The organism is Ruegeria sp. CDSA089 (genome assembly GCF_059612205.1).
In genome coordinates this window covers 253,790-277,930 of sequence record NZ_JBXWQD010000003.1, presented here as the reverse complement: position 1 = coordinate 277,930, position 24,141 = coordinate 253,790, and the positions used below count along the sequence as shown (strand labels likewise).

Here is a 24,141-nt window from a genome sequence, read left to right as displayed (position 1 = left end):
CTTGAGGTGATACGCGCCTCGTGGCATTACCACAATTAAACCTTATTGCGACTGAGGGCTGGAAAATCTTATGGCTAAGAAGAAGATCGGATTGCCGCCTCTGGACTGGCTACGGGTGTTCGAGGCCGCCGGTCGGCTGGGCGGGTTTTCCGCTGCCGCGCGTGAGTTCGGCTTGACACAAGCGGCCGTCAGTCAGCGGATTGGAAACCTGGAATCCTGGCTGGGCCGGACCCTGTTTGTGCGCGAAGCACGTGGCGTGTCGTTGACGGTCGAAGGCGAAAGCTATTTGCCGCTGGTGCAGGACAGCTTACAGGCGCTGGAACGAAATACCGAGGATCTGTTTGGCAAATCTCCGCGTGAGTTGCGCGTTGCGGGGCTGTCGTCGAACATCCATGCGCTTGTGGTTCCGGCGATATCCCGGTTCCAGCGGATGCGCCCGAAAGTGCGGGTAATGACGGATTCGGTCGCGCGACGGTCATCGCTGGATGAAGAGCGGACTTGGCTGCAAATCCGCTATGGGCGCGGCACGTGGTCGGGGCGCGAGGCTGAACGGATCGCGCCCGAGGTTCTGGTGCCCTTGGCCGCCCCGGGCGTGGAGTGGGGAGCGCCCCTGATCGAGCTGCGTGGGGAGCGGCCCGCCTGGCGCGACTGGGCGCGCAAGACGGGTCATGACGATCTGCCGCCTTCGGTGATCAGTTTCGATTCGATGGAACACGCCCTGTCGGCGGCGCGGCAAGGGATGGGTGTGGCGCTGGGGTCTGAACCTCTGGCGCAGGCCGATTTACAGGCCGGGCGCTTACGGCGTCTGGATCTTCCCGAGTTGAAAACAAAAGACGGCTATTGGCTGACATGGCCCGAGGATCGGGCGAAATCCAAAAAACAGCGCGCGTTGATTGCCGATTTCCTGACCGCGCTGCGGGGCTGAGTGATCAGAAGTCGATTGCGATGCCCTTCTTTTCCCAATCACCATAGCGGGCGGGGTCTGGGCCGTCGCGACCACCCAGTTCCTTGGGCAACTCTTTCGCTTGGGCCTCGGCCTTGCGGCGACGGTCCTCGGCCTCGGCCAAAGCGCGTTGGGCGGCAGGCGGCAGGTCTTTGCGGTCGTCGCTCATGAGATCGGGTTCCTTTCCGTTCCATGGCTTGATATACGCCCCCGTCCGCGTTTGGCAATGCGGGCGAGGGTCACATCAAAGGCGGTTCCATGTCCGACAACGCAACGGCAGCGCGGCGCAGCGCGATCTATCTGCTGGATCAGATTTTGGGCGAAGGGCGGCTTTTGTCCGAATGCCTGGCGGCTGGCGCATTGGATCGGCTGGATCGCGAAGACCGCGCGCGGGCACAACGCCTGACGCTGGAAACCCTGCGCGGGTTGGAACGCGCCGACCGTCTACTGGACAACCACTTGAACCGCACGCCCGCGCTGACCGTCCACAACGCCCTGCGTCTTGGCGCGGTTGAGTTGTGCCACGGAGAGGCCGCGCATGGTGTAGTGAACTCGATGGTCGAGATCGTCGGCCGGTCCCGCAAGCATGGTCGCCTCAAGGGGCTGGTCAACGCGGTGCTGCGCAAAGTGGCCGCTGAAGGGCCGGATGCTTGGCCCAAGATGCGCGTGCCGCGCCTGCCCGAATGGCTGCGCGACCCGCTGACTATGGCCTGGGGCGCGGATGCGATCACGGGTATTGAACAAGCCCATTTCGCAGGTGCGCCGCTGGATATTACCGTCAAACCCGGTGCCAATGGTCCCGGCGAGGCGCTGCCTACGGGCTCGCGCCGAGTGCAGGATGCGGGGCAGGTCTCGGCCCTGCCGGGATTCGATGCGGGCGATTGGTGGGTGCAGGACGCGGCGGCGGCGCTGCCGGTGCAGGTGCTGGCCCCGAAGGCCGGAGAGAAGATACTCGACCTCTGTGCCGCACCGGGGGGCAAGACGCTGCAACTGGCGGCCGCCGGAGCACAGGTCACGGCGTTGGACATCTCGGAATCGCGGCTGGAACGGGTTCGCGAGAACCTTGCTCGCACGGGGCTGACGGCGCAGGTCATCGCAGGCGACGCGTTGGACCATCAAGGCCAATACGACGCCATCTTGCTGGACGCGCCTTGTTCGGCCACGGGCACTATTCGCCGCCACCCGGACCTGCCCTTTGCCAAGGATGGCTCGGAATTTGGCGGGCTGATCGAATTGCAGGCGCAGATGCTGGCTCATGCGTGGAGCTTGCTGAAACCTGGCGGGCGGCTGATCTATTGCACCTGTTCCCTGCTGCCAGATGAGGGCGAAGTGCAGATCGAAGAGGCGTTGGATATGTTCCCCGACATGCAGGTAAACCGGCAGGCTCTGGCCGTGACCGGCGTTGAAAAGGGCTGGATCACTGAAGAGGGCGGGTTGCGGCTGCGGCCCGATTATTGGTCTGATTGCGGTGGTATGGATGGCTTCTACATCGCCTGTCTGAACAAATCGGAATAATCCAACGCTTTTCGGTGACTTGACGTGCGGCGCGGTCTATCGTTGGGTCTCAGGCGCCAACAGAGCGCAAGGGGCAGAGTAACGAGCGCAATGTCTAACTCGGATTCCATGACAAGCCGGTGGACCCGGTTCCAGAACCGTCTTTATGCGCGGCTGAGCCAGCGTCGCAAGGCGGCAGCGGGATTCGTGAAGGAGCCCGAGCCGCGCACGGTTGGTTCATTCGCACGTGGGCGGCAGTTGGTGGCGGGAAACCTGCTGTTTGCCGGGTTTCTGGTCGAGGCGCAGGATACCGGCCTTTGGGACGTGACTGCCCCGAGCGCCGGTTTTGACCACGAACGCCACGGCTTTGCCTGGCTGGACGATCTGGCCGCCGTTGGTGATATGCGCGCACGCGACAAGGCCCAGCGATGGGTCTGGGGCTGGATCGAGGCGCATGGCCGCGGGCAGGGGCCGGGCTGGGTGCCCGATCTGACCGGGCGGCGGTTGATGCGCTGGATCAATCACTCGTCCTTTTTGCTGCGCGGAATGGATGAAAAGCAAACTCAGGTCTTCTTTCGTTCGCTGGCGCAGCAGACATGGTTTCTGTCCAAGCGGTGGAAAGCTGCCACCCCCGGTTTGCCCCGATTCGAGGCGCTGGCCGGTTTGGTGCAGGCCGGTTTGGCGTTGCAAGGGCTCGAACAATTGGCCGACCCGGCCCTGCGTGCTTTGGCCCGCGAATGCGACAGCCAAATCGACCCGCAAGGCGGCATTCCCACGCGCAATCCCGAAGAACTTCTAGAAGTTTTCACTTTGTTGGCGTGGACGTCGGCTGCGCTCAGCGATCTGGGGCGGGGAACGCCCGGCGCGCAGGCCAATGCGATCAAGCGCATCGCCCCGGCGCTGCGCAACTTGCGCCACACGGATGGCGGTTTGGCCCGGTTTCACGGCGGTGGGCGCGGAGTTGAAGGGCGGCTGGATCAGGCCCTTGCCCAAAGCGGGGTAAAACCGCAACGCGCCAAGGGGTTGTCGATGGGGTTCGGGCGTCTTTACGCGGCCCGGACCAGCGTGATCATCGACGCCGCAACGCCGCCGAAGGGGGCCAATTCTTACAACGCCCACGCGTCGACGCTGGCTTTCGAGCTGACCTCGGGGCGGCGGCCATTGATCGTAAATTGCGGATCGGGTGAGACATTCGGGGTCGAGTGGCGTCGGGCAGGGCGGGCAACCCCATCGCATTCGACCCTGTGTCTGGACGGCTATTCCAGCGCGCGGCTGGCGGACCCGGTTCCGGGGACTGAGAAAGAGGCGCTGATGGATGCCCCGCGCGAGGTACCCAATGAGTTTGAAGAGGCGTTCGAGGGCGCGCGCTTCATGGCTGGGCATGACGGCTATGCCAAGGTTTTCGGTCTGACGCATGCCCGTACCTTCGAACTGCGCTTTGATGGCCGTGAACTGACCGGCGAAGATATTCTGCTGGCCACAAGTGACAAGGCCAAGCGGCAGTTTGACCGGGCGATGGATGCCTCGGGGTTGAAAGGTCTGGGCTTTGATATCCGCTTTCACCTGCATCCTGACGTGGATGCGGCGCTGGATTTGGGCGGTGCGGCGGTGTCGATGGCGCTCAAAAGCGGTGAAATCTGGGTGTTTCGCCATGATGGCGTTGGAAAATTGGGTGTCGAGCCAAGCGTTTACCTGGAAAAAGGGCGGCTAAAGCCGCGCGCGACAAAACAGATCGTTCTATCTGGCCGCGCAATGGAGTATGCGACGCGCATCCGGTGGACGTTGAGCAAGGCGCAGGATACAGCCTATGCCGTGCGCGATGTGCACCGGGACGAGCCCGATTTCGACTGACGCCAAAAGGACCATTGGACCCATGACCGACCTTCACCCCGTGCGCCGCGCGCTGCTTTCCGTATCCGACAAGACCGGATTGATCGACTTGGGCAAGGCGCTGGCCGAGCGCGGGGTCGAGCTGTTGTCCACAGGTGGTACTGCAAAGGCGCTGCGCGAGGCGGGGCTGGATGTGAAGGATGTCAGCGAGATTACCGGTTTTCCCGAAATGATGGACGGCCGGGTCAAGACCCTGCACCCGATGGTGCATGGTGGCCTGTTGGCGCTGCGTGACAACGACGCTCACGTCGCCGCAATGACCGAACATGGCATCGGCGCGATCGACCTTCTGGTGGTGAACCTCTACCCGTTCGAGGCCACAGTCGCCAAAGGTGCAGGCTATGACGAATGCATCGAGAATATCGACATCGGTGGCCCGGCGATGATCCGGGCGGCGTCCAAGAACCACGCCTTTGTAAACGTAGTGGTGGATGTCGAAGACTACTCCTCACTGCTGGACCAGTTGGAGGAGAATTACGGAAAGACGTCGTATGGTTTCCGACAATGGCTTGCCCAAAAGGCGTATGCTCGCACCGCGGCCTACGACACGGCTGTGTCGAATTGGATGGCTGACGCGCTGCAGCTAGAGGCTCCAAAGCGTCGCGCTTTTGCAGGAGAGTTGAAACAGACCCTGCGCTATGGTGAGAACAGCCACCAGCAGGCAGCGTTCTATACTGATGGCACAAATCGTCCAGGTGTCGCCACCGCCGTGCAGCATCAGGGCAAGGAACTGAGCTACAACAACATCAACGACACCGACGCCGCGTTTGAGTTGGTGGCTGAGTTCGATCCGGCGCAGGGTGCTGCCTGTGCCATCATCAAACACGCCAACCCCTGCGGTGTAGCGACAGGTGCCACGCTGATCGAGGCCTATAAGGCGGCGTTCGACTGCGATCGCACCTCGGCGTTTGGCGGGATCGTGGCGCTGAACCAACCGTTGGATGCCGAAACTGCGCAGGAAATCACTGGCATCTTCACCGAGGTCGTGATCGCCCCCGGCGCCTCGGATGAGGCCAAGGCGATTTTTGCCACCAAGAAAAACCTGCGTCTTCTGACCACCGACGGCCTGCCTGATGTGATGGCCGGTGGTAAAACCGTCCGACAGGTCGCCGGTGGCTTGCTGGTGCAGGACAAGGACAATGGTTTTATCGGCATGGATGACCTGAAGGTCGTCACCAAAAAGGCTCCGACCGAAGATCAAATGCGCGACTTGCTGTTCGCGTGGAAAGTGGCGAAACACGTCAAATCCAACGCCATCGTCTACGTCAAAGATGGCGCGACCGTAGGCGTGGGTGCTGGACAGATGAGCCGCGTGGACTCGGCGCTGATCGCAGCCAAGAAAGCCGAACGTATGGCCGATGTGTTGGGCTTGGCTCAACCGTTGACCATCGGCTCGGCCGTAGCATCGGACGCGTTCTTCCCCTTCCCCGACGGTCTGATGGAGGCCGCTGAGGCCGGTGCCACCTGTGTGATCCAGCCCGGTGGTTCAATGCGTGATGATGAAGTGATCGCAGCGGCGGACGAGGCCGGTCTGGCCATGGTCTTCACCGGCATGCGGCACTTCCGCCACTGATGCGCTATCGCTTGCTCATTTGGGCTGCACTGGCGGCGTTTGCGATTGACCAGATCAGCAAAGTTCTGGTCGTCCACGTTATGCGCGTGGCCGAGGGAGATATCGACGTCCTCCCGCCCTTGCTTGTGTTCAAATATGGCGAGAATCGCGGCATCAACTTCGGCTTGTTTCAGGGCAATACCGAGGCGGCACGTTGGGTTCTGATCGGCGTGTCCATTGCGATCTCGGCTGCTGTGCTGGTCTGGCTGATGCGGTCTGCGCCGTCGAAAATCATGCTGCTTTCGGGCGGGCTTTTGATTGGCGGCGCGCTGGGTAATGTGCTGGACCGGGTGCTTTACGGCTATGTTCTGGATTTCCTGAACATGTCCTGTTGCGGTATCAACAACCCGTTTGTCTTCAATCTGGCCGATGTGTTTATTTTCGCCGGTGCCATCGGGTTGATCCTATTCGACGGCAAAAAGCCCTCGTGACGCGCCGGTGGAAATGCGATAAAAGCGCCTCAAACAGGCTGGAGACTACGATGCGGTTGCCGCGTTCCATTATTGCAGTGACGCTTGCCTTCACGGTGGCGGGATGTTCCGATATCGGTCTGCGCCACCTTCAGGCGCCGGGTCCGGGACCGGATGAATTCTCGGTCCTGCCGGTCAAGCCGCTGACACAGCCCGAAGATTATCAATTCCTGCCCGCGCCGACACCGGGCGCAGGGAATCTAACCGACCCGACCCCCAAGGGGGATGCGATTGCGGCACTGGGCGGCAACCCGGACGCACTGAATCCTAACACGGCGATTCCCGCGGCGGATGGCGCATTGGTGACGGCCTCGAGCCGGTATGGCGTGACCGAGAATGCTCGTCAGGTGGTCGATGCCGAAGACGCTGAGTTCCGCCGCAAGCAAAGCCGTTTTACCCGACTGCGTCTGTTTAACGTGGACCGCTATTCGCAGGTTTACAAACGATGGGCGCTGGATTCGTCGCAGGTAAATGAACAGGCACGGCAGGCTGGGGTCGAAACTCCGTCGGCTCCGCCGCCAGGTGAATAATCCTTAACTTTTCGTCATCACACTTGAACCTGCGCCGCGCCACCGTAGTTTGAAACTCAGACAACAAACGGAGGATGCCCCATGGTTCGGGCCCTTGCCCTGTCGGCTGCCCTGATTGCTGCCACCCCGGTCTTTGCCGAAGATGGCCAGGAGGCGGTCACAACCTTCACGCTGGAAAACGGCATGGATGTCGTCGTGGTCGAGGATCACCGCGCCCCTGTCGTGCAGCATATGGTCTGGTATCGCGCAGGTTCGGCGGATGAACCCGTCGGATCGTCCGGTGTGGCGCATTTTCTGGAACACTTGCTTTTCAAAGGAACCGATACGCTGGCACCGGGTGAGTTCTCGGCCACGGTGGCGGCCAATGGCGGCAATGACAACGCATTCACTTCGTATGACTACACCGCCTATTTCCAACGCGTCGCCGCCGACCGGCTGGAACTGATGATGCGAATGGAGGCGGACCGGATGCGCAATATCCGCCTGTCCGAGGATGATATCGTGACCGAGCGTGATGTGATCCTTGAGGAACGCAACCAGCGCACCGACAATAACCCCCGCGCCCTGTTCGGCGAACAGATGAACGCGTCGCAATACCTCAACCACCGCTACGGGGTTCCGATCATCGGCTGGCGGCACGAGATGGAGACGCTGGACATGGAGGACGCTCTGTCCTTCTACCAGACGCACTACGCGCCCAATAACGCCATTCTGGTTGTGACAGGCGATGTCGAGCCCGATGAGGTCAAGGCGCTGGCCGAAAAATACTATGGCGTGATCCCCGCCAACCCGGACCTGCCCGAGCGCATCCGTTCGCAAGAGCCGCCGCAGACGGCCGCGCGGAGGCTGACCTTCAAGGACGCACGCGTATCGCAGCCCTACGTGCAGCGCAGCTATCTGGCGCCTGAACGCAACGCGGGCGAACAGGAAAAGGCCGCAGCCCTGTTCATGTTGGCCGAATTGCTGGGTGGTGGGAACACGTCATACCTGACCGAAAAACTGCAATTCGAGCAACAGAAAGCCGTTTACACCGGGGCGTTCTATCGCGGCGTGTCGTTGGATGACACGACCTTTGATCTATTTATCGTTCCGGCGCAGGGCGTTTCCCTGCAAGAGGCCGAAGAAGCCATGGATGCAGCCGTGGCCGGGTTCATTGCCGACGGTGTTAACCAAGAGGATCTGGACCGGATCAAGATGCAGCTTCGCGCTTCGCAAACCTATGCGCGCGACAATGTGGACGGGATCGGCAATCGCTATGGCCGGGCCCTGACCAGCGGATTGACGGTCGAGGACGTGCAGGCCTGGCCGGATGTCCTGCAGGCCGTAACCGGAGAAGAAATCATCGCTGCCGCCCGCGAGGTTCTGCAACCGGAAACCTCGGTAACGGGCTGGCTGATGCGCGACGATGAGGTGACGCAATGAAACGGATTTTCGCGACCCTGATTGCATTCGTGATCGCATTGCCCGCTTGGGCCGAGATCGAAATTCAGGAGGTGACATCGCCTGGTGGTATCACCGCGTGGCTGGTTGAGGATCACTCGATCCCGTTCACCGCATTGGAATTGCGGTTCCGTGGTGGAACTTCACTGGACGACCCTGACAAGCGGGGGGCCGTTTATCTGATGAGCGGCCTGATCGAGGAAGGCGCGGGCGACATGGATTCCCGAACCTATGCGCGTGAGCTTGAATCGCTGGCAGCATCGTTTGGCTATAACGCCAGTGACGATACCGTCTCGGTCTCGGCGCAGTTCCTGACTGAAAACCGGGACGAAGTGATCGACCTGCTGCGTGTGACCCTGCACGAGCCGCGTTTCGATCAGGACGCGGTGGATCGTGTGCGGGCGCAGGTTCTGTCCGGCTTGCGGTCGGATCAGACCAGCCCGAACGATATCGCCGGACGCAATTTTGCGCGAATGGCTTATGGGGATCACCCCTATGGAACCGAGGGCAAGGGAACGATCGAAAGCGTGACCGCCCTGACCCGAGACGACGTGGTTGATGCCTATGAGAACGTCTTTGCCAAAGATCGGCTCTATGTAGGGGCTGTGGGCGATATCACGCCCGAAGAACTCGGCAGGTTGCTGGATCACCTGCTGGCCGATCTGCCCGAAACAGGCAAACCGATCCCCGGACCGGCGCAAGTCAACATCCCCGGCGGGGTCAGCGTTGTCGAGTTTGACACGCCGCAATCTGTGGCTCTGTTTGGTCATGCGGGTATCGATCGTGACGATCCCGATTTCTTTGCAGCCTTCATCCTCAATCACATGCTGGGCGGCGGTGGGTTCGAAAGCCGTCTGATGCAGGAAGTGCGCGAAAAACGCGGGTTGACCTATGGGGTGTCGACCTTCTTGGTCCCCAAGGATCTGGCCTCGGTCTATCTGGGTTCGGTCTCATCTTCGAATGACCGGATCGCGGACGCGGTGTCCGTCATCCGGGATGAATGGGCGCGTGCGGCCAATGAAGGCTTCACCCAGAAAGAGCTGGACGATGCCAAGACCTATCTGACGGGCGCCTATCCTTTGCGGTTCGATGGCAATAGCCAGATCGCCGGGATCATGGTCGGGATGCAGATGGAGGATTTGCCCATCGACTATATCGCCACCCGCAACGATCAGGTGAACGCGGTCACGCTTGAGGATGTGAATCGTGTTGCCTCGGAACTGCTGGACCCGGAGGGGCTGCATTTCACCATCGTTGGTAAGCCCGAAGGGCTGGATGGCTAACGCCTAGGCTGCGACCGAGCTGTTCTGCGCCCGAAGGGTGTGTTTGTTGCTGCTCAGCAGTTTTTGCCGCGCATGTCTGAAATGCGCGGCCTTCAACGCATCGTCGATATGGCGATTCCGGCGCAGCAAGCGCGTGAGTTGGATATTGTCGAATACTAGGCAGGTGGTGGGCTCGGTGGCCTTTACCGTGGCCGTTGCGGGCAATCCCAGGCTAAATGTCAACTCGCCCAGTATTTCGTCAGCCCCGCAGCGGTTGATCACCTGGTCGTCCTTCAGGATGGTTGTTTGTCCGCTGAGGACGAAGCCCAGAAAATCGGTGGTCTTGCCCTCTTCGATCAGCTTGCTGCCCGCCGGGAACTCCTGAATGGTTGCGGTGTTCAGCAGTCGCCGGGCTTGATGCGGTTTCAACGTCTCCAGATGATGCGCGATGAACTGTCGTTCGGCATCGGAAAAACGCACAAGATGGCGTGCAAGGTATCCGCGTAACAAGCCCAGAACCGAGATCGAGATATAGGCCATCTGTATGATCGAGCCTGCCAGATTGAACTCACGCATCATGCTGATCAGCACGCAACTGGCGGCGACAATCACCAGCACCGGATAGGTCACACCAGTGCCGCGCACGATGCCCATCTGAAGCAGAAAATAGTTCAGGATATAAAGCCCGGCGCCGAAGACACCGACCATTGTCGTCAGTTGTATGTAGTCAGGAATTTCAAACGGGATATTCAGCATGATCGGGCCCACCCTCATCTGGAATGGGTCCACGCTGAGGGACATGGGGCTATCTGTATATGAACGAATTCACATGTTAATGGGCGATATGCGCGTGTTTTCGCGCATATGCACCACTGGGTTTGGTTCTGCCGCCCTACTCGCCGTAGGGCACCCAGATGTTTTTGACCTCGGTCGAGGCTTGCAGGAAGCGGCGCGTCTGATCCGCGTTCCAGTCTGTAGCGGCCCCATTGTTGACCCATGTCCGCTTGAGATTCCCCGCCGAGGCTTTCTGAATCTCGGCCGACAGATCGGTCGATGAGAATGACCAGACCGCATCCACATTCAGATGCGCGGCCAGGGGTTTGGCCAGCTCCGCGTGGCTGCCGGTCAGGATATTGACCACGCCCGCAGGCACGTCCGAGGTTTCGAGGATCTGGTAGAAATCCGTTGCCGCTAGCGGATAGGGCTCGGAGGCCGCCAGCACCACCCGGTTGCCCATCGCAATCGCCGGGGCCATGGCTGAGATCAGGCCCAGCAAAGGCGCCTCATCCGCGCACAGCGCGCCAATCACACCAACGGGTTCCTTCATCGCAATGGCAACACCCCGGATCGGAACGCCATGAACCTGACCGTCATATTTGTCGGCCCAGGCGGCGGCGGAGAACAGACGCTGGATTGAGGTTTCGACCTCGGCCGCACCGGATTTGCCGCCGGTCATGGCGTCGATCCGTGCGGCGAATTCATCTACGCGGGCCGAGAGGTTTTCGCCGATATAATACAGGATCTGCGCCCGCAGATGGCCGGTGGTCTTGGCCCAGCCTTTCGCGCCCGCCGCGGCTTCTACCGCGTTGCGCACGTCTTTGCGGTTCGCCAGACCCACATGGCCCAGCAGGCCAGGTTTACCCCAGACGGGTTTCGAATAGCCTCCGTCCGGTCGCGCTTGCTTGCCGCCCACATACATTTTGGCGGTGCGATCAATAGGATCAACCGGCGCGCCTTGGCCCATTGCAGCCTCGACCTTGGCCAGCGGCTTGGTCTTGCCTTTGGGTTTGGTATAGGCGGCCAGTCCTTCCCAGCCGCCTTCACGGCCAAATCCGCTTTCGCGCACGCCTCCGAAACCGGCGGCTGCGTCGAACAGGTTGGTGGCATTCACCCAGACCACGCCCGCAACCAGCTTGGGCGCGATATCCAGCGCGAGGTTCACATTCTCGGTCCAGACCGTCGCGGCCAGCCCATAGCGGGTGTTGTTGGCCAACTCGACCGCTTCGGCTGGGGTGCGGAAGGTCGACGAGACCAGAACCGGGCCGAAGATTTCCTCCTGCATCAGAGGGTCCGAGGTTTCGAGGCCGGAAATCAGTGTAGGCGGGTAAAAACAGCCATTTTCGGGCAGTGCGCAGGCCGCCTGATAAACCTCACCTGCGGTGTTGCTGTCGACCATGCCTTTGATCGTCTGCAACTGGATCGGGTCCACAACTGCGCCCACGTCGATGCATTTGTCCAGCGGATCGCCGATGCGCAAGCCATCCATCCGTGCGCGCAGCTTGGCGTGGAACCTGTCGGCAATACCTTCTTGTACCAACAGGCGCGAGCCTGCACAGCAGACCTGACCCTGATTGAACCAGATCGCATCGATCAGCCCCTCGATAGCTGAATCGATATCGGCATCGTCGAACACGATATAGGCGGACTTGCCGCCCAGCTCCAACGTCAGTTCCTTGCCGGATCCAGCGGTTGCCTCGCGGATGTGCCGCCCCACGGCGGTCGAGCCGGTAAAGGCAATCTTGTCCACGTCAGCGTTTACGATCATCTCACCCACCGCGCCATCACCGGTGACGATATTGACCACACCCTTGGGCAACCCAGCCTGCGTGCAGATATCGGCAAACAGCAGGGCTGTCAGCGAGGTATACTCTGCAGGTTTCAGAACCACCGTATTTCCCATCGCCAGCGCAGGTGCGATCTTCCACGCCAGCATCAGCAGCGGGAAGTTCCACGGGATGATCTGTCCGCACACGCCCAAAGCTTGTGCATCAGGCAACTCGCTCTCCATCAACTGCGCCATGCCTGCGTGGTAATAGAAATGCCGCTGGGCTAAGGGGATGTCGATGTCCCGCGATTCACGGATCGGTTTGCCGTTGTCGAGGCTTTCCAGCACCGCAAACAAACGCGAATGTTTCTGCAGCAGGCGCGCAATGGCATAGAGATACCGCGCACGTCCCGCGCCGCCCAGTTTCTCCCACTTGGGTTGTGCTTTGCGGGCGGCCGCCACGGCGGCGTCCACATCGGCCTGTTTGGCTTGGGTCAGCTTTGCCAACACCTCTCCGGTCGCAGGGTTGCGGCTGTCAAAGCCTTTGCCGGGCTTGGTGAAGGCCCCGTCGATATAGTGGCCGAATTTGTCACCCTGATCGACCAGCCAAGCCAGCGCCTCGGCGGCGCTTTCGGGGGCAGGGCCGTAGTCCATGGTTTCGAAAATCTCTTTGACTGTCATTGTTCTTTCCTTTTCCCGGGGCTTCGCCCGTTCGGCACTGAAATCGCTCTACCAGAGCGATTTCCGGGCGTGCCTCACCCCATAGAATGACGGTAGCCAGCCGAGTACGCCCCGGTGACATAATGTTCCAACTGCCGCTCGATATCGCCCAGCAGTGACGAGGCGCCGAACCGGAACAGGTCCGGCTCCAGCCAGCGATCGCCCAACTCGTCCTTGATCAGCGACAGATAGACCAGCGCATCCTTGGCCTTGGAAATCCCGCCCGCAGGTTTGTAGCCGACGCGGTATCCTGTGCGGTCATAGTAATCGCGGATCGCACGGATCATCACCAGCGACACGGGCAGTGTGGCGTTGACGCTTTCCTTGCCGGTCGAGGTCTTGATGAAATCCGCCCCCGCCATCATGCACACGACCGAGGCGCGAGCGACATTGCGCAGGCTGCCCAATTCTCCGGTCGCCAGAATGGCTTTGACATGGGCGTCGCCACAGGCGGCACGGAAAGCCTTCATCTCGTCATATAGAGCCTGCCAGTCGCCTGACAGCACGTGACGGCGCGAGATCACGATGTCGATTTCCTCGGCCCCGGCCTTTACGCTTTCTTCGATCTCGGCCACGCGCAGATGGAAGGGGGACAGACCCGCAGGGAACCCGGTCGAGACAGCAGCCACCGGAATGCCAGTGCCTTTTAGCGCCGCAACAGCTGGTTCGATCATGTCGTGATAGACACAGACCGCACCCGTGGTGATCGGCGGCATGTCCATCGCTTGCAATAGCGCGGGGGCTACAGGCTGACGCGCCTTGGCGCACAAGCGGCGCACGCGGCCCACCGTGTCATCGCCCGACAAAGTGGTCAGGTCGATCATCGTGATTGCCTTCAGCAGCCAAGCGGCCTGATAATCTTTCTTTACCGAACGACGACCGGGCAGGGTGGCGGCACGGCGTTCAATGGCTGAGGTGTTGGCCTGCACGGCGCGCACCCAGTCCAAATCCAGATCCATACCCGGATTGCGGGGTTCGGTCACTTGCGGCAGATGCGCGGTGCGCACGGGGCTCTGCGTTTCCATCATCGCGTCCTTTGGGAGATTTGCGCCAAAATCGCATGGGTTGCGTCTAAAGAAAAGGGCAAGCGAGTGCGTTTCAGCCATTTTTTTGACCAAATGGACAAATATGGTCGCCTTTTTTGCGAATAATTCGCAATAGCATTGACTAAGTTGCGAATGGTTCGCATATTAACGGTCATGGGGATATCAGATCGGGGTCTGACATGATTCGTCGTAGCTTTCTTGCAGCGCTGGCTTTTGCCGTTGCTCTGCCTACCTCGGCGCTGGCCGAAGCGCCGCTTAAAGTGGTGGCGACAACCGGTATGATTGCAGATGCCGTTCGTCAGGTCGGTGGGGACCAGGTCGAGGTCAAGGGCCTGATGGGCCCCGGTGTAGACCCGCACGCTTATCGCCAGACCCGCAGCGATATCGTCGCAATGACCCGCGCAGATCTTATCCTATGGCACGGCCTGTATCTTGAAGCGCAAATGGAGGATTTCTTCCACGACCTGTCTCGCAAGCGCAACGTGGTGGCCGTTGCCGAAGGGATCGACACGTCCAAGCTGCGCGCCCATGATGATTACGCCGACAAATACGACCCGCATGTGTGGATGAGCCCGGCCCTGTGGCGCGACGTTGTGGTTCAAGTGCAAAATGCGCTGACCGACACCCGCCCCGAAGCGGCCGAGTTTTTCGCCGCCAATGCGCAGGCCCATCTTGCCGAGATTGCCCAGTTGGAAGCCTATGGGAAACGGATGCTGGCCGCCGTCCCGAAGGACAACCGCATTCTGGTGACGGCCCACGACGCATTTGGCTATTTCGGTGCGGAATACGGCTATGCGGTGCTGGGCATTCAGGGCATCTCGACCCAGTCCGAGGCTGGTCTGAACCGGATCGGCGAACTGGTCGATACGCTGGTTGATCAGAAATTGACGGCGGTGTTCGTGGAAAGCTCGGTTTCGGACCGGTCCATTCGTGCGCTGATCGAAGGTGCCGCGGCTAAGGGGCATCAGGTGGCCGTGGGTGGTGAGTTGTATTCGGACGCGATGGGCGAACCCGGCACGTATGAGGGCACCTATATCGGAATGCTGGATCACAATATCACCGTCATTGCCACTGCATTTGGTGCGGATGCGCCGGCGCTGGGCATGAACGGCAAACTGTCGGCGGGGTTTTGAGCGATGCTGGAGCTTGCAGCACATCAGGGCGTATCCGTTCAGGACAACGGGATTGAACGAAGCCCGCTGGCCATTCGCGGTCTGACTGTGTCCTACGGTCAGAAACCTGCTGTGTTCTCGGTGGATATGACGGTGCAGCCCGGCGCGATGACGGCCATTATCGGGCCAAACGGCGCGGGCAAGTCGACTTTGTTGAAGGCCGCGCTGGGGATCGTGTCGCCGCTTTCGGGGCTGGTAACGGTCCACGGTCAACCGCTTGAGTCCCAACGCGCCCACATCGCCTATGTGCCGCAGCGCGCCAGTGTGGATTGGGATTTCCCGACCCGCGTGATTGACGTGGTCCTGATGGGTCTGTCGCGTCAGTTGGGTCTGTTGGGCCGTGTTCGTGCTCGGCATATGGCTTGTGCGATGGATTGCCTGAACCGTGTCGGCATGCGTGATTTCGCGGACCGTCAGATCGGTCAGCTTTCGGGCGGTCAGCAACAGCGGGTGTTTCTGGCGCGCGCTCTGGCGCAGGATGCTGATCTGTACCTGCTGGACGAACCCTTTGCCGGGGTCGATGCGGCCACCGAAAAGGCCATCATTGCAGTGCTGAAAGCGCTGAAAGAGGCTGGGAAGACCGTGGTCGTCGTGCATCACGATCTGGCCACCGTCACCGACTATTTCGACCATGTCTTCCTGATCAATACCAGCAAGGTGGCGGAAGGTCCTGTGAATCAGGCTTTCACAGCCGAGACTTTGCAGGCCGCCTATGGGGGCCGTCTGGCCACCGCTCAGATCGACCAGATTTCGCGCGCGCTGGGATAATCCATGCTTTGGGACGCTCTGACCCTTCAGCTGGGCTATAACGCCTCGCTTGTTGCCATTGGGGCTGCGCTGCTGGGCGTGTCGGCGGGGGTGACGGGCACGTTCCTGTTTCTTCGCAAACGCGCGCTGGTCAGCGATGCGATCAGCCATGCAACGCTGCCCGGTGTGTGTCTGGCCTTCATGGTGCTGGTTGCCTTTGGCGGCGACGGACGCAACCTGCTGGGACTGCTGGCTGGTTCGGCCCTGTCGGCTTGGGTGGGCCTGCTGTGCATGAACTGGCTGACCCGCCACACGCGGTTGGCCGAGGATGCCGCGATCGGCGCGGTTCTGTCGGTGTTCTTTGGCTTCGGTATCGTACTGCTGACTGTGATCCAGACTATGGGCGTGGGTCGTCAGGCGGGGTTGGAAGGGTTCCTGTTGGGCTCGACCGCCGGGATGCTATGGGCGGATGCGCTGATCATCGCTGTTGGAGGCGCTGCGACGCTGGTGCTGGTGATGATCCTGCGCCGCCCCATGACCATGGTTGCCTTTGATCCCGAATACGCCGCCGCCCGAGGGCTGCCGGTGCATCGCATCGACCTTGCGATGATGGGGCTAGTGATGGCCGTCACCGTGGTCGGCCTGAAAATCGTCGGACTGATCCTGATCGTGGCATTGTTGATCATCCCTGCCGTCACGGCACGGTTCTGGACCGATCGGTCCGACCGCGTGGTCCTGTTGGCCGGGGTCGCCGGAGGGGTCTCGGGCTATGTCGGCGCGGCGCTGTCGGCCTCGGCCCCGAACCTGCCGACGGGTCCGATCATCGTGCTGGTCAGCTTTGCCCTGTTTGCCCTGTCGCTGTTGCTGGCCCCGGTGCGTGGCGTTCTGGCCGCTGTGCTGCGCCATCTGCGGTTCCAGCGCCGGGTTCATATTCGTCAAGGCCTGCTGGCGTTGGCGCAGGGGCAGAAGATCTACGAACCCCTGACCCTGCGCCTGTTGAAACGCGCAGGCCTGGCCCGCGCCGATGGGGTCGCGACCGAGGCTGGCAAGGCCCGCGCGGCCAAGGCCCTGCGGGATGAGAAACGCTGGGAAATCGTCCGCGCCGATCAGGCGCATGAGGCGACAGCCGCGCTCTATGACGGGTTGCGCGATATTGAGACCGTCCTGACCCGCGACCAGATCGCTGAGATTGACCGCCAGATCGGCGGCCCGCAGGGGGTGATGGCATGAGCGGTGAAGAGTTTGTCCCCCTGTCCCTAACGCCCTTGCTGATTGGCACTTTTGCGGCGATTGCCTGCGCGTTGCCGGGCAACTTTCTGGTGCTGCGCAAACAGGCGCTGATTGGCGATGCGATCAGCCATGTGGTGCTGCCGGGAATTGTGGTGGCCTTTATCCTGACCGGAGCGATCTCGACCTGGCCCATGATGCTGGGTGCGGCGGGGGCTGCGGTGGTCGCCGTGGTGATGATCGAAGCCATCAGGCGGCTGGGCCAGATCGAACCCGGTGCCGCGATGGGTGTGGTCTTTACCACCATGTTTGCCGCCGGGGTGCTATTGCTGGAGCAGACCGATACTTCGACCGTGCATCTGGACGTGGAACATGCGCTTTACGGCAATCTGGAAAGCCTGATCTGGCTGGACGCAGTGGGTTGGTCGTCGCTTTTGGATATTGACGCACTGGCGGGCCTGCCGCCTGAACTTTTGCGCATCGCACTGACGCTGGCTGCGGTGTCTGCGTTTACATGGCTGTTCTGGCGGCCGCTCAAGGTCTCTACCTTCGACGAGGGCTTTGCCCGCACCATCGGTATCCGGACCGGCCCGCTTGGGTTTGCGCTGGTGATCACCGCTGCCATCGCTGCCGTAGCAGCGTTTGATGCGGTGGGGTCGATCATCGTGATCGCCATGTTTATCTGCCCACCCGCAGCCGCACGGATGATGACCAATCGGCTGGAAACGCAAATCGCCTGGTCCGTCGCCTTTGCAGTGACCTCGGCCGTGCTGGGCTATGTGCTGGCCGGATATGGCCCCCTGTGGTTGGGCATGGCGGATGCCGTCAGTGCGGCGGGTATGATCGCAACAGTAGCTGGGCTGATCCTGGCCGTGGCGGCAATCTGGGGGCCATGCCGGACGCGCGCCGGGGCACCGGGATCGGCGTAAACGCGCGCTTATGTCGGCTGAACTTTGCCCAACACCACTGACTGGCCAGAGTTCGCAAGCCTCAATAGCCTTTTCGTGCTACGAACGCCGCATCAAGCGAACGACCACCGCTCACATTGGACCGTTCGGACAATCGTTGCCTCTGTGTTGCTTTTCTCGGTGACACGACGATTGTCCGAACGCCCCCTCAATCAGAAAATTGACCTCTGCAAACCAGTGGTAGAATCGTGCGCGTCTGTGCTAGGTCTGGGGGTATGGCGCAGGCAAACCCCAATATCAGCGATTCCCGTCCCGTAATTCGGCAATTGGACGACGCTGCGATCAACCGTATCGCGGCGGGTGAGGTTGTTGAACGCCCCGCTTCGGCTGTGAAAGAGCTGGTCGAGAATGCGATTGATGCAGGATCGACCCGAATTGCCATTGATATTGCCGATGGCGGCAAGACGCTGATTCGCGTCACAGATGATGGCTGCGGGATTGCGGCAGATGATCTGCCGCTGGCCTTGTCGCGGCACGCGACCTCGAAAATCGACGGCTCGGACCTGCTGAACATCCACACATTTGGGTTCCGGGGCGAGGCGCTGCCCTCGCTGGGGGCCGTAGGTCGACTAACCATTACCAGTCGCGTGCCGGGGGCCGAGGCCGCGTCGGTTCACGTCTCGGGCGGCAGGATGGAGGCGGTGAAACCCGCAGCCTTGCGCGTGGGCACGGTAGTCGAGCTGCGCGACCTGTTCTTTGCTACGCCCGCCCGGCTGAAATTTATGCGCACCGACCGGGCCGAGGCACAGGCGATCACCGACACCGTGAAACGTTTGGCGATGGCAGAGCCCGCGATCACCTTCACCCTGCGCGATATCTCGGGCGGGGGTGAGGGGCGCGTGACGTTCCGCGCCGACCGAGAGAATGGCGATCTGTTCGATGCCCTGCACGCTCGTCTGGCTCGCGTGATCGGGCGCGAGTTTGCCGAGAACGCGTTGCAGATCGACGCTACGCGTGAGGGGATCAGGCTTTACGGATACGCCGCCTTGCCGACCTATTCGCGCGGTGCTGCGGTGGCGCAGTACCTGTTCGTCAATGGCCGTCCGGTGCGGGACAAGATGCTGACCGGGGCGCTGCGGGCGGCGTATTTCGATTTCCTGAGCCGTGACCGCCACCCGGCGGCGGCGCTGTTCATAGACTGTGACCCGACGCTGGTGGATGTGAACGTGCATCCGGCGAAGTCCGAGGTCCGGTTTCGCGATCCCGGCGTAGCGCGGGGGCTGATCGTCTCGGCCCTGCGCCACGCGCTGGCCGAGGCGGGGCATCGGGCGTCTTCAACCGTGGCAAACGCGACTTTGGGCGCGATGCGGCCGGAAGCGGCGCAGCCTGCGCAGCCCGCTCCGGCGCGGGTGTATCAAATGGATCGACCCTCAGCAGCGGCGCGGCACACGGCCTACCGGGCCCAGGCGCCGGGCTTTGCGGAACTGTCGCAGGATTACAGCGGCAGCATTGTCGAACCCGCTCCGGTCGCCGCGGAGGAACCTCCGGCACAGGACTTGCCCTTGGGCGCGGCCCGCGGGCAGGTGCACGAAAATTACATCATCGCCCAAACCGCCGATGGCATGGTGATCGTCGATCAACACGCGGCGCATGAACGCTTGGTCTATGAGAAGCTCAAACACCAGATGGCTGAGAACGGCGTCGCCGCGCAGGCGCTGCTGATCCCTGAGATCGTGGAACTGTCCGACGGCGACTGCGCGCGGCTGCTGGCCGTGGCCGACGACCTGACCCGACTTGGCCTGACGTTGGAACCCTTCGGCGGCGGGGCCATCGCCGTGCGTGAAACCCCGGCCATTCTGGGCGAAGTCGACGCCCGCGCGATGATCTTGGATATCCTTGATGAGCTGGCTGATCAGGGCGAAAGCCAGACTGTGCAGGCGCGGATCGAGGCGATCCTCAGCCGGGTGGCCTGTCATGGCTCGGTCCGGTCGGGCCGTCGGATGCGAGCCGAGGAAATGAACGCCTTGCTGCGCGAGATGGAGGCGACGCCCCATTCCGGTCAATGCAACCATGGTCGGCCGACTTATGTGGAACTGAAACTGTCTGATATCGAACGTCTGTTCGGGCGCAGTTGATCCCGCCGCGTACGCGCGATATGAAGAATAAAACAAGAACACCCGAGGCGACATGATCGAGTTTGCTGGCACCCAAATCGCCCTGAACGACCCCGTGATCTTGATCGGGGGCGGCGTGGTGGCGCTGATCCTGCTGCTGCTGTTTCTGTCACTGCGGGCGGCGCAGCGGTCGGCACGCATGGCCGAGCCGCTGGCGCGGCAGATGGCGCATTTGGGGCAACATGTGCAAGCGTTGGGGCAGGGGCAGGAACAGTTGCGCGGGGGGCTCCAGCATGTGTCAGATACGCAGGCCAATGCGCAGGTGCAGGTGATTCAAACGGTTGAATCCCGTCTGTCCTCGGTCCAGCAGCAGATGAATGACCGGCTGGCGGATAACGCGATGAAATCTGCCCGTGCGCTGGCCGAAATGCAGGAGCGGATGAAGGAGTCGCTGCATGGCTCGTCGAAACAGACCGCTACCTCGCTGACGCAATTGCAGGAGCGCCTCGCCGCCATCGACAAGGCGCAGGACAATATCACCAAACTGTCGGGCGATGTGTTGAGCTTGCAGGATATCCTGTCGAACAAGCAGACCCGCGGCGCGTTTGGGGAAATTCAGCTGAATGACATCGTGTCGAAGGCGCTGCCCTCGGACAGTTTCCAATTGCAGGCCACGCTGTCGAACGGGCGGCGCGCCGATTGCCTGATAAACCTGCCGAACCCGCCGGGCCCCATCGTGATTGACAGCAAATTCCCGCTCGAGGCGTATGAGGCGCTGATCGGGTCCACCAATGATGCCGAGTTGAAAGCGGCGCTGCAGATGTTCCGCAGCACGGTGCGCAAGCATATCAATGACATTGCCGAGAAATACATTCTGGATGGTGAAACCGCCGATGGGGCGCTGATGTTCCTGCCGTCTGAGGCGGTCTATGCCGAGCTGCACGCCAAGTTCCCCGAATTGGTGCAGGAGAGTTTCAGCAAACGGGTCTGGATCGTGTCACCTACCACCTGCATGGCCACGCTGAACACCATGCGTGCGATCCTGAAAGACGCCAGGATGCGCGAACAGGCTGGTGCCATTCGCAAGGAACTGGGCATGTTACACAAGGATGTGGAACGTCTGGGCGACCGCGTCTCGAACCTTGATCGACACTTCGGGCAGGCCGCCAAGGATATCTCAGAGATCAAAATAAGCGCCGAAAAGGCTGGCCGCCGGGCGCAGCGGCTGGACAATTTCGATTTCGAGGAACTGGCCCCGGACGATCACACCAACGTGGTGCCTTTGGGTAAGACCGAGGGGTAGGCGCTACTGGATCGACAGATCCAGATTATAGCCAACTGTCTTGCCGGTATCGCGGTCATTGCCCATCAGGTAGACCCGGATCGTATAGTTTCCGTTTTGAGGCAGATTGATACGCGCCGTGTTGCCGTCGATGGAACCGATATAAATTGCCTCGCCCTCGCTGCCCGGCGGCAGGATGTTGAAATAGATCACACCGTTGCCATTTGTGTCGCTGACATTGAGTTCGGCAAACATCTCCTGCCCGGCCTGCGCGCCGAGCAAATAGTCGAAATATTCATTCCCGGTGATGGTGCCGCTGACCATCGTGCCATAGTTGCCGGGTTGGAATTTGACCTCGGCGACACTCTGGGCCGAGGCCGGGAAGGTCAGCCCCAAGGTCACTGCGACAAAGATCAGGTGTTTCATCATGCAAGAACACTCCGTTCAGCAAGGTCAGTTGAGCACGATGCACACCTATCTTCAGATCCGTAGAAACGGCTGGAACAGGCGCGGCATCAGCTTGTTGAATTTCAGTGGCGCATCGGTCACGGCCAGACAAATGCAATCCTCAGAAATATCTGCAGTCGGCGTGTGGTGCAGGTCTTCATCTGCGATTTCCACGTCGCCACGTGCGAAATGGTCGACCTCATCCGAAAATGCGCCCTGCAGCACCATCGTCAATTCCATGCCATTGTGGCTGTGATCCGGCACGGCAGCCCCGGCGGGAATGAACAACAAACGCGCAGTCGCCTCATGGGTGGTCGGCAGAATCGCCTGTTTCACGCCCATGCCGATCGGTCGCCATTTGATATCATTGACGTCGCCGCCCACATAATCCTGCAACGGAGTCGGTAGGACTGAACAGCCCGCACGCACCGGTTTGGCAACAGGGGCACCTTGGGCGATCATCGCCATAGTCGCCGCCAGCGACCCGTCGTTCATGCTGACGGTGGCGTCCTGTTCCTGCAACACGCACCCGCCCACCGCATCAAAGCTTTCAGCCCGCGCGCGGCAATGGTCGCACAGGGTCAAATGCGTGGCGACCATCAGGTCGAACGCCTCGGGCAGGGTGCCTGCGGCATAGGCCATCAGCAGGTCGTCAGTCAGGTGATGTTTAATCTTGTTGCTCATCATCGTCATCTCAGTTCATAGCATGGCGCAAGCGGTCCAGCGCCAGCCGAATACGTGATTTGATCGTGCCCAGCGGCAATCCGGTCTGCGAGGCGATCTCGCGATGACTCAGGTCGCCAAAATAGGCCTTTTCAATCAACTCTCTTTGCGCCTCGGGCAACGCGGTCAACGCGTCGCGCAGCTGCGCGGTTTCCTGTTGCAGCGCCATGACGTCGTGCTGATCCGGCTCGGCCTCGGGACCCCATCCCAGATCTTCGGGCTCGGGGCGGCGTTGCCTGCGCAGCACATCGATGCGCTTGTTCCGTGCAATCGTGAACACCCATGTGGCCACGGTCGCCCGAGTTGGGTCGAACAGATGCGCCTTGTGCCACAAGGTCGCCATCACCTCTTGAGCGCATTCCTCGGCCATGGCCGCATCCGACCCCGACTTGATCAGGAACGCTTTAACCCGAGGCGCAAAATGCTGAAACAGCTCGGCAAAAGCCGCCTGATCCTGCGCGTCCCGGATGCGGGCCACATGGCCCACCCATTCGGTTCTGGTCTCACAACTGCCGTTTGCGTGGTTCACCGGTCGTCCCTTGATGCGTCGCTTGACGCGCAATGGCCTCACTACGGGCCCATCGGCCACCGGTTCATCCAAGCGCGCGGTATCGCTCTCGGTAAACATAACCATATTACGTGGAAGGTCCCAAGTCGGATCACTCTCACAGATAATTTTAATCCGTTGCAGTGTTTTCAGCGTAATGTGAATATCCAAGGACGGGCGAAAACAGCGCCGATTGAACGGTTTACAGGCAGATTGGAAAAAGTGGCATGAACCGGATCGACCATATCGCAGGCCACACTTATCATGGCCGGAAGGGGGCGATTGAAAATGCCTTCCGATACTCGGTCGACTATATCCTGCTGAACCCCGAGGCCGAGGTTAAGACGCCACGTTTGTTTTCATTGGACCGCGCGAACATCGTCAACTGGCGCAAACGCGATCACGGCGGTGCGCCAGGGAAAGGCCAGGGGGCGGCTTGGCTGCGCGATCAGTTCACACAGTTGGGTGTGTCACAACCCGCAACCCTGACCCTGCTGACGCAGCCGCGCGTGCTGGGTCACGTATTCAACCCGGTCAGCTTCTGGTTCTGTTTCGATGAGGATGATCAGCTTTACGCTGTCGTGGCCGAGGTAACGAATACCTTTGGCACGCGGCACAGTTATCTGTGCCACAACCCGAATTTCGCGCCCATTCAGCCCTCGGACCGGATCGTGGCGGACAAGTTGATGCATGTATCACCGTTCCAGAAAATCGAAGGATCTTATACATTTCGCTTCGACTATCGGCCTGACAAGGTGGGTGTCTGGATCGATTATGGCCGCGAGAAAGGCGGGTTGATTGCGACCCTCAGCGGCCCACGCGCACCGCTGTCGGATCGGACAATCCTATGGTCCTTGGTCCGGCGTCCCTTCGGCGCGCGGCGCGCGTTTTTCCTGATCCTTTGGCAGGCGTTGAAGCTTAAGTTGAAGAAGGCGCGTTTTCGTCCGTTTCGCCATGCACCCGTGCCCAATCATCCGGTTTCGCGCATTCGCGAGCCCTAGGGTCAGGAGCCATTAATCTTG

The 24,141-nt window shown here is 60.9% G+C and carries 22 protein-coding genes; 15 read left to right on the top strand and 7 right to left on the bottom strand.

All coding sequences use genetic code 11. From position 1 onward, the window contains the following. Positions 1-70: 70 nt before the first annotated feature. Positions 71-925 (top strand): LysR substrate-binding domain-containing protein, encoded by an 855-nt coding sequence (locus tag AC2FJ6_RS10240; protein ID WP_170772792.1) that lies wholly within the window; start codon positions 71-73, stop codon positions 923-925. Positions 926-929: 4 nt separating this feature from the next. On the opposite strand, the gene AC2FJ6_RS10235 is transcribed toward AC2FJ6_RS10240, so the two are convergent. After that, positions 930-1,112, bottom strand: coding sequence for a DUF1674 domain-containing protein (locus tag AC2FJ6_RS10235; RefSeq protein WP_170772791.1), 183 nt, complete (start codon positions 1,110-1,112; stop codon positions 930-932). Between the two features lie 89 nt (positions 1,113-1,201). Here AC2FJ6_RS10235 and AC2FJ6_RS10230 point away from each other — a divergent pair, with 89 nt between their 5' ends. From AC2FJ6_RS10230 to AC2FJ6_RS10200, 7 genes are all read left to right on the top strand, one after another. Next, positions 1,202-2,458: an RsmB/NOP family class I SAM-dependent RNA methyltransferase gene (locus AC2FJ6_RS10230; RefSeq protein ID WP_170772790.1), complete on the top strand. Its 1,257-nt coding sequence runs from the start codon at positions 1,202-1,204 to the stop codon at positions 2,456-2,458. Positions 2,459-2,548: 90 nt separating this feature from the next. Beyond that, the gene (locus tag AC2FJ6_RS10225) at positions 2,549-4,288 is read left to right on the top strand and encodes a heparinase II/III family protein (protein WP_170772789.1); all 1,740 of its coding nucleotides are present in this window, start codon (positions 2,549-2,551) and stop codon (positions 4,286-4,288) included. Positions 4,289-4,310: 22 nt separating this feature from the next. After that, positions 4,311-5,900 carry a bifunctional phosphoribosylaminoimidazolecarboxamide formyltransferase/IMP cyclohydrolase gene (purH, locus tag AC2FJ6_RS10220; protein WP_170772788.1) on the top strand — a complete coding sequence of 530 codons (1,590 nt, stop codon included), beginning with the start codon at positions 4,311-4,313 and terminating at the stop codon, positions 5,898-5,900. Then, complete coding sequence (gene lspA / locus AC2FJ6_RS10215; protein ID WP_170772787.1) at positions 5,900-6,370, top strand: signal peptidase II; 471 nt, start codon at positions 5,900-5,902, stop codon at positions 6,368-6,370. The genes purH and lspA overlap by 1 nt, the downstream gene beginning before the upstream one ends. A gap of 50 nt (positions 6,371-6,420) precedes the next feature. Continuing rightward, positions 6,421-6,939, top strand: coding sequence for a DUF3035 domain-containing protein (locus AC2FJ6_RS10210; protein ID WP_170772786.1), 519 nt, complete (start codon positions 6,421-6,423; stop codon positions 6,937-6,939). Between the two features lie 81 nt (positions 6,940-7,020). Beyond that, positions 7,021-8,361: a M16 family metallopeptidase gene (locus AC2FJ6_RS10205; RefSeq protein ID WP_480876059.1), complete on the top strand. Its 1,341-nt coding sequence runs from the start codon at positions 7,021-7,023 to the stop codon at positions 8,359-8,361. Beyond that, complete coding sequence (locus AC2FJ6_RS10200) at positions 8,358-9,662, top strand: M16 family metallopeptidase (RefSeq protein ID WP_170772782.1); 1,305 nt, start codon at positions 8,358-8,360, stop codon at positions 9,660-9,662. Before AC2FJ6_RS10205 ends, AC2FJ6_RS10200 begins: the two co-directional genes overlap by 4 nt. 3 nt (positions 9,663-9,665) lie before the next feature. On the opposite strand, the gene AC2FJ6_RS10195 is transcribed toward AC2FJ6_RS10200, so the two are convergent. The 3 genes from AC2FJ6_RS10195 to deoC form a co-directional block, all read right to left on the bottom strand. Further along, entirely contained in the window at positions 9,666-10,442 is a 777-nt protein-coding gene (locus AC2FJ6_RS10195) for a cyclic nucleotide-binding domain-containing protein (RefSeq protein WP_496668921.1), read from the bottom strand. Positions 10,443-10,533: 91 nt separating this feature from the next. Further along, the gene (locus AC2FJ6_RS10190) at positions 10,534-12,867 is read right to left on the bottom strand and encodes an aldehyde dehydrogenase family protein (protein ID WP_170772778.1); all 2,334 of its coding nucleotides are present in this window, start codon (positions 12,865-12,867) and stop codon (positions 10,534-10,536) included. 74 nt (positions 12,868-12,941) lie between these two features. Next, on the bottom strand, positions 12,942-13,931 hold the full coding sequence (gene deoC, locus AC2FJ6_RS10185) for a deoxyribose-phosphate aldolase (RefSeq protein ID WP_170772776.1): 990 nt from the start codon (positions 13,929-13,931) through the stop codon (positions 12,942-12,944). A gap of 200 nt (positions 13,932-14,131) precedes the next feature. On the opposite strand from deoC, the gene AC2FJ6_RS10180 reads away from it, so the two are divergent. The 6 genes from AC2FJ6_RS10180 to AC2FJ6_RS10155 all read left to right on the top strand — a co-directional run bounded on the left by AC2FJ6_RS10180 (position 14,132) and on the right by AC2FJ6_RS10155 (position 21,423). Beyond that, a complete protein-coding gene (locus tag AC2FJ6_RS10180) occupies positions 14,132-15,085 on the top strand; it encodes a metal ABC transporter solute-binding protein, Zn/Mn family (RefSeq protein ID WP_170772774.1) in 954 nt (317 codons plus the stop codon). 3 nt (positions 15,086-15,088) lie between these two features. Further along, entirely contained in the window at positions 15,089-15,892 is an 804-nt protein-coding gene (locus AC2FJ6_RS10175; RefSeq protein ID WP_170772772.1) for a metal ABC transporter ATP-binding protein, read from the top strand. 3 nt (positions 15,893-15,895) lie between these two features. Further along, positions 15,896-17,101, top strand: a complete 1,206-nt coding sequence (locus AC2FJ6_RS10170; protein ID WP_170772770.1) for a metal ABC transporter permease — start codon at positions 15,896-15,898, stop codon at positions 17,099-17,101. Then, positions 17,098-18,027: a metal ABC transporter permease gene (locus AC2FJ6_RS10165; RefSeq protein WP_170772769.1), complete on the top strand. Its 930-nt coding sequence runs from the start codon at positions 17,098-17,100 to the stop codon at positions 18,025-18,027. The genes AC2FJ6_RS10170 and AC2FJ6_RS10165 overlap by 4 nt, the downstream gene beginning before the upstream one ends. A gap of 254 nt (positions 18,028-18,281) precedes the next feature. Next, positions 18,282-20,141, top strand: coding sequence for a DNA mismatch repair endonuclease MutL (gene mutL / locus AC2FJ6_RS10160; protein ID WP_170772768.1), 1,860 nt, complete (start codon positions 18,282-18,284; stop codon positions 20,139-20,141). A gap of 52 nt (positions 20,142-20,193) precedes the next feature. After that, a complete protein-coding gene (locus AC2FJ6_RS10155) occupies positions 20,194-21,423 on the top strand; it encodes a DNA recombination protein RmuC (protein ID WP_170772767.1) in 1,230 nt (409 codons plus the stop codon). 3 nt (positions 21,424-21,426) lie between these two features. Here the strand turns inward: AC2FJ6_RS10155 and AC2FJ6_RS10150 are convergent, their stop codons facing one another. The 3 genes from AC2FJ6_RS10150 to AC2FJ6_RS10140 are packed head-to-tail and all read right to left on the bottom strand — an operon-like array spanning position 21,427 to position 23,200. Beyond that, positions 21,427-21,831, bottom strand: a complete 405-nt coding sequence (locus AC2FJ6_RS10150) for a hypothetical protein (protein ID WP_496668919.1) — start codon at positions 21,829-21,831, stop codon at positions 21,427-21,429. Between the two features lie 51 nt (positions 21,832-21,882). Then, complete coding sequence (locus tag AC2FJ6_RS10145) at positions 21,883-22,533, bottom strand: ChrR family anti-sigma-E factor (protein WP_170772765.1); 651 nt, start codon at positions 22,531-22,533, stop codon at positions 21,883-21,885. 10 nt (positions 22,534-22,543) lie between these two features. Next, a complete protein-coding gene (locus tag AC2FJ6_RS10140; protein ID WP_170773067.1) occupies positions 22,544-23,200 on the bottom strand; it encodes a sigma-70 family RNA polymerase sigma factor in 657 nt (218 codons plus the stop codon). A gap of 146 nt (positions 23,201-23,346) precedes the next feature. On the opposite strand from AC2FJ6_RS10140, the gene AC2FJ6_RS10135 reads away from it, so the two are divergent. Next, a complete protein-coding gene (locus AC2FJ6_RS10135) occupies positions 23,347-24,120 on the top strand; it encodes a DUF1365 domain-containing protein (protein ID WP_170772763.1) in 774 nt (257 codons plus the stop codon). Positions 24,121-24,141: the final 21 nt, after the last annotated feature.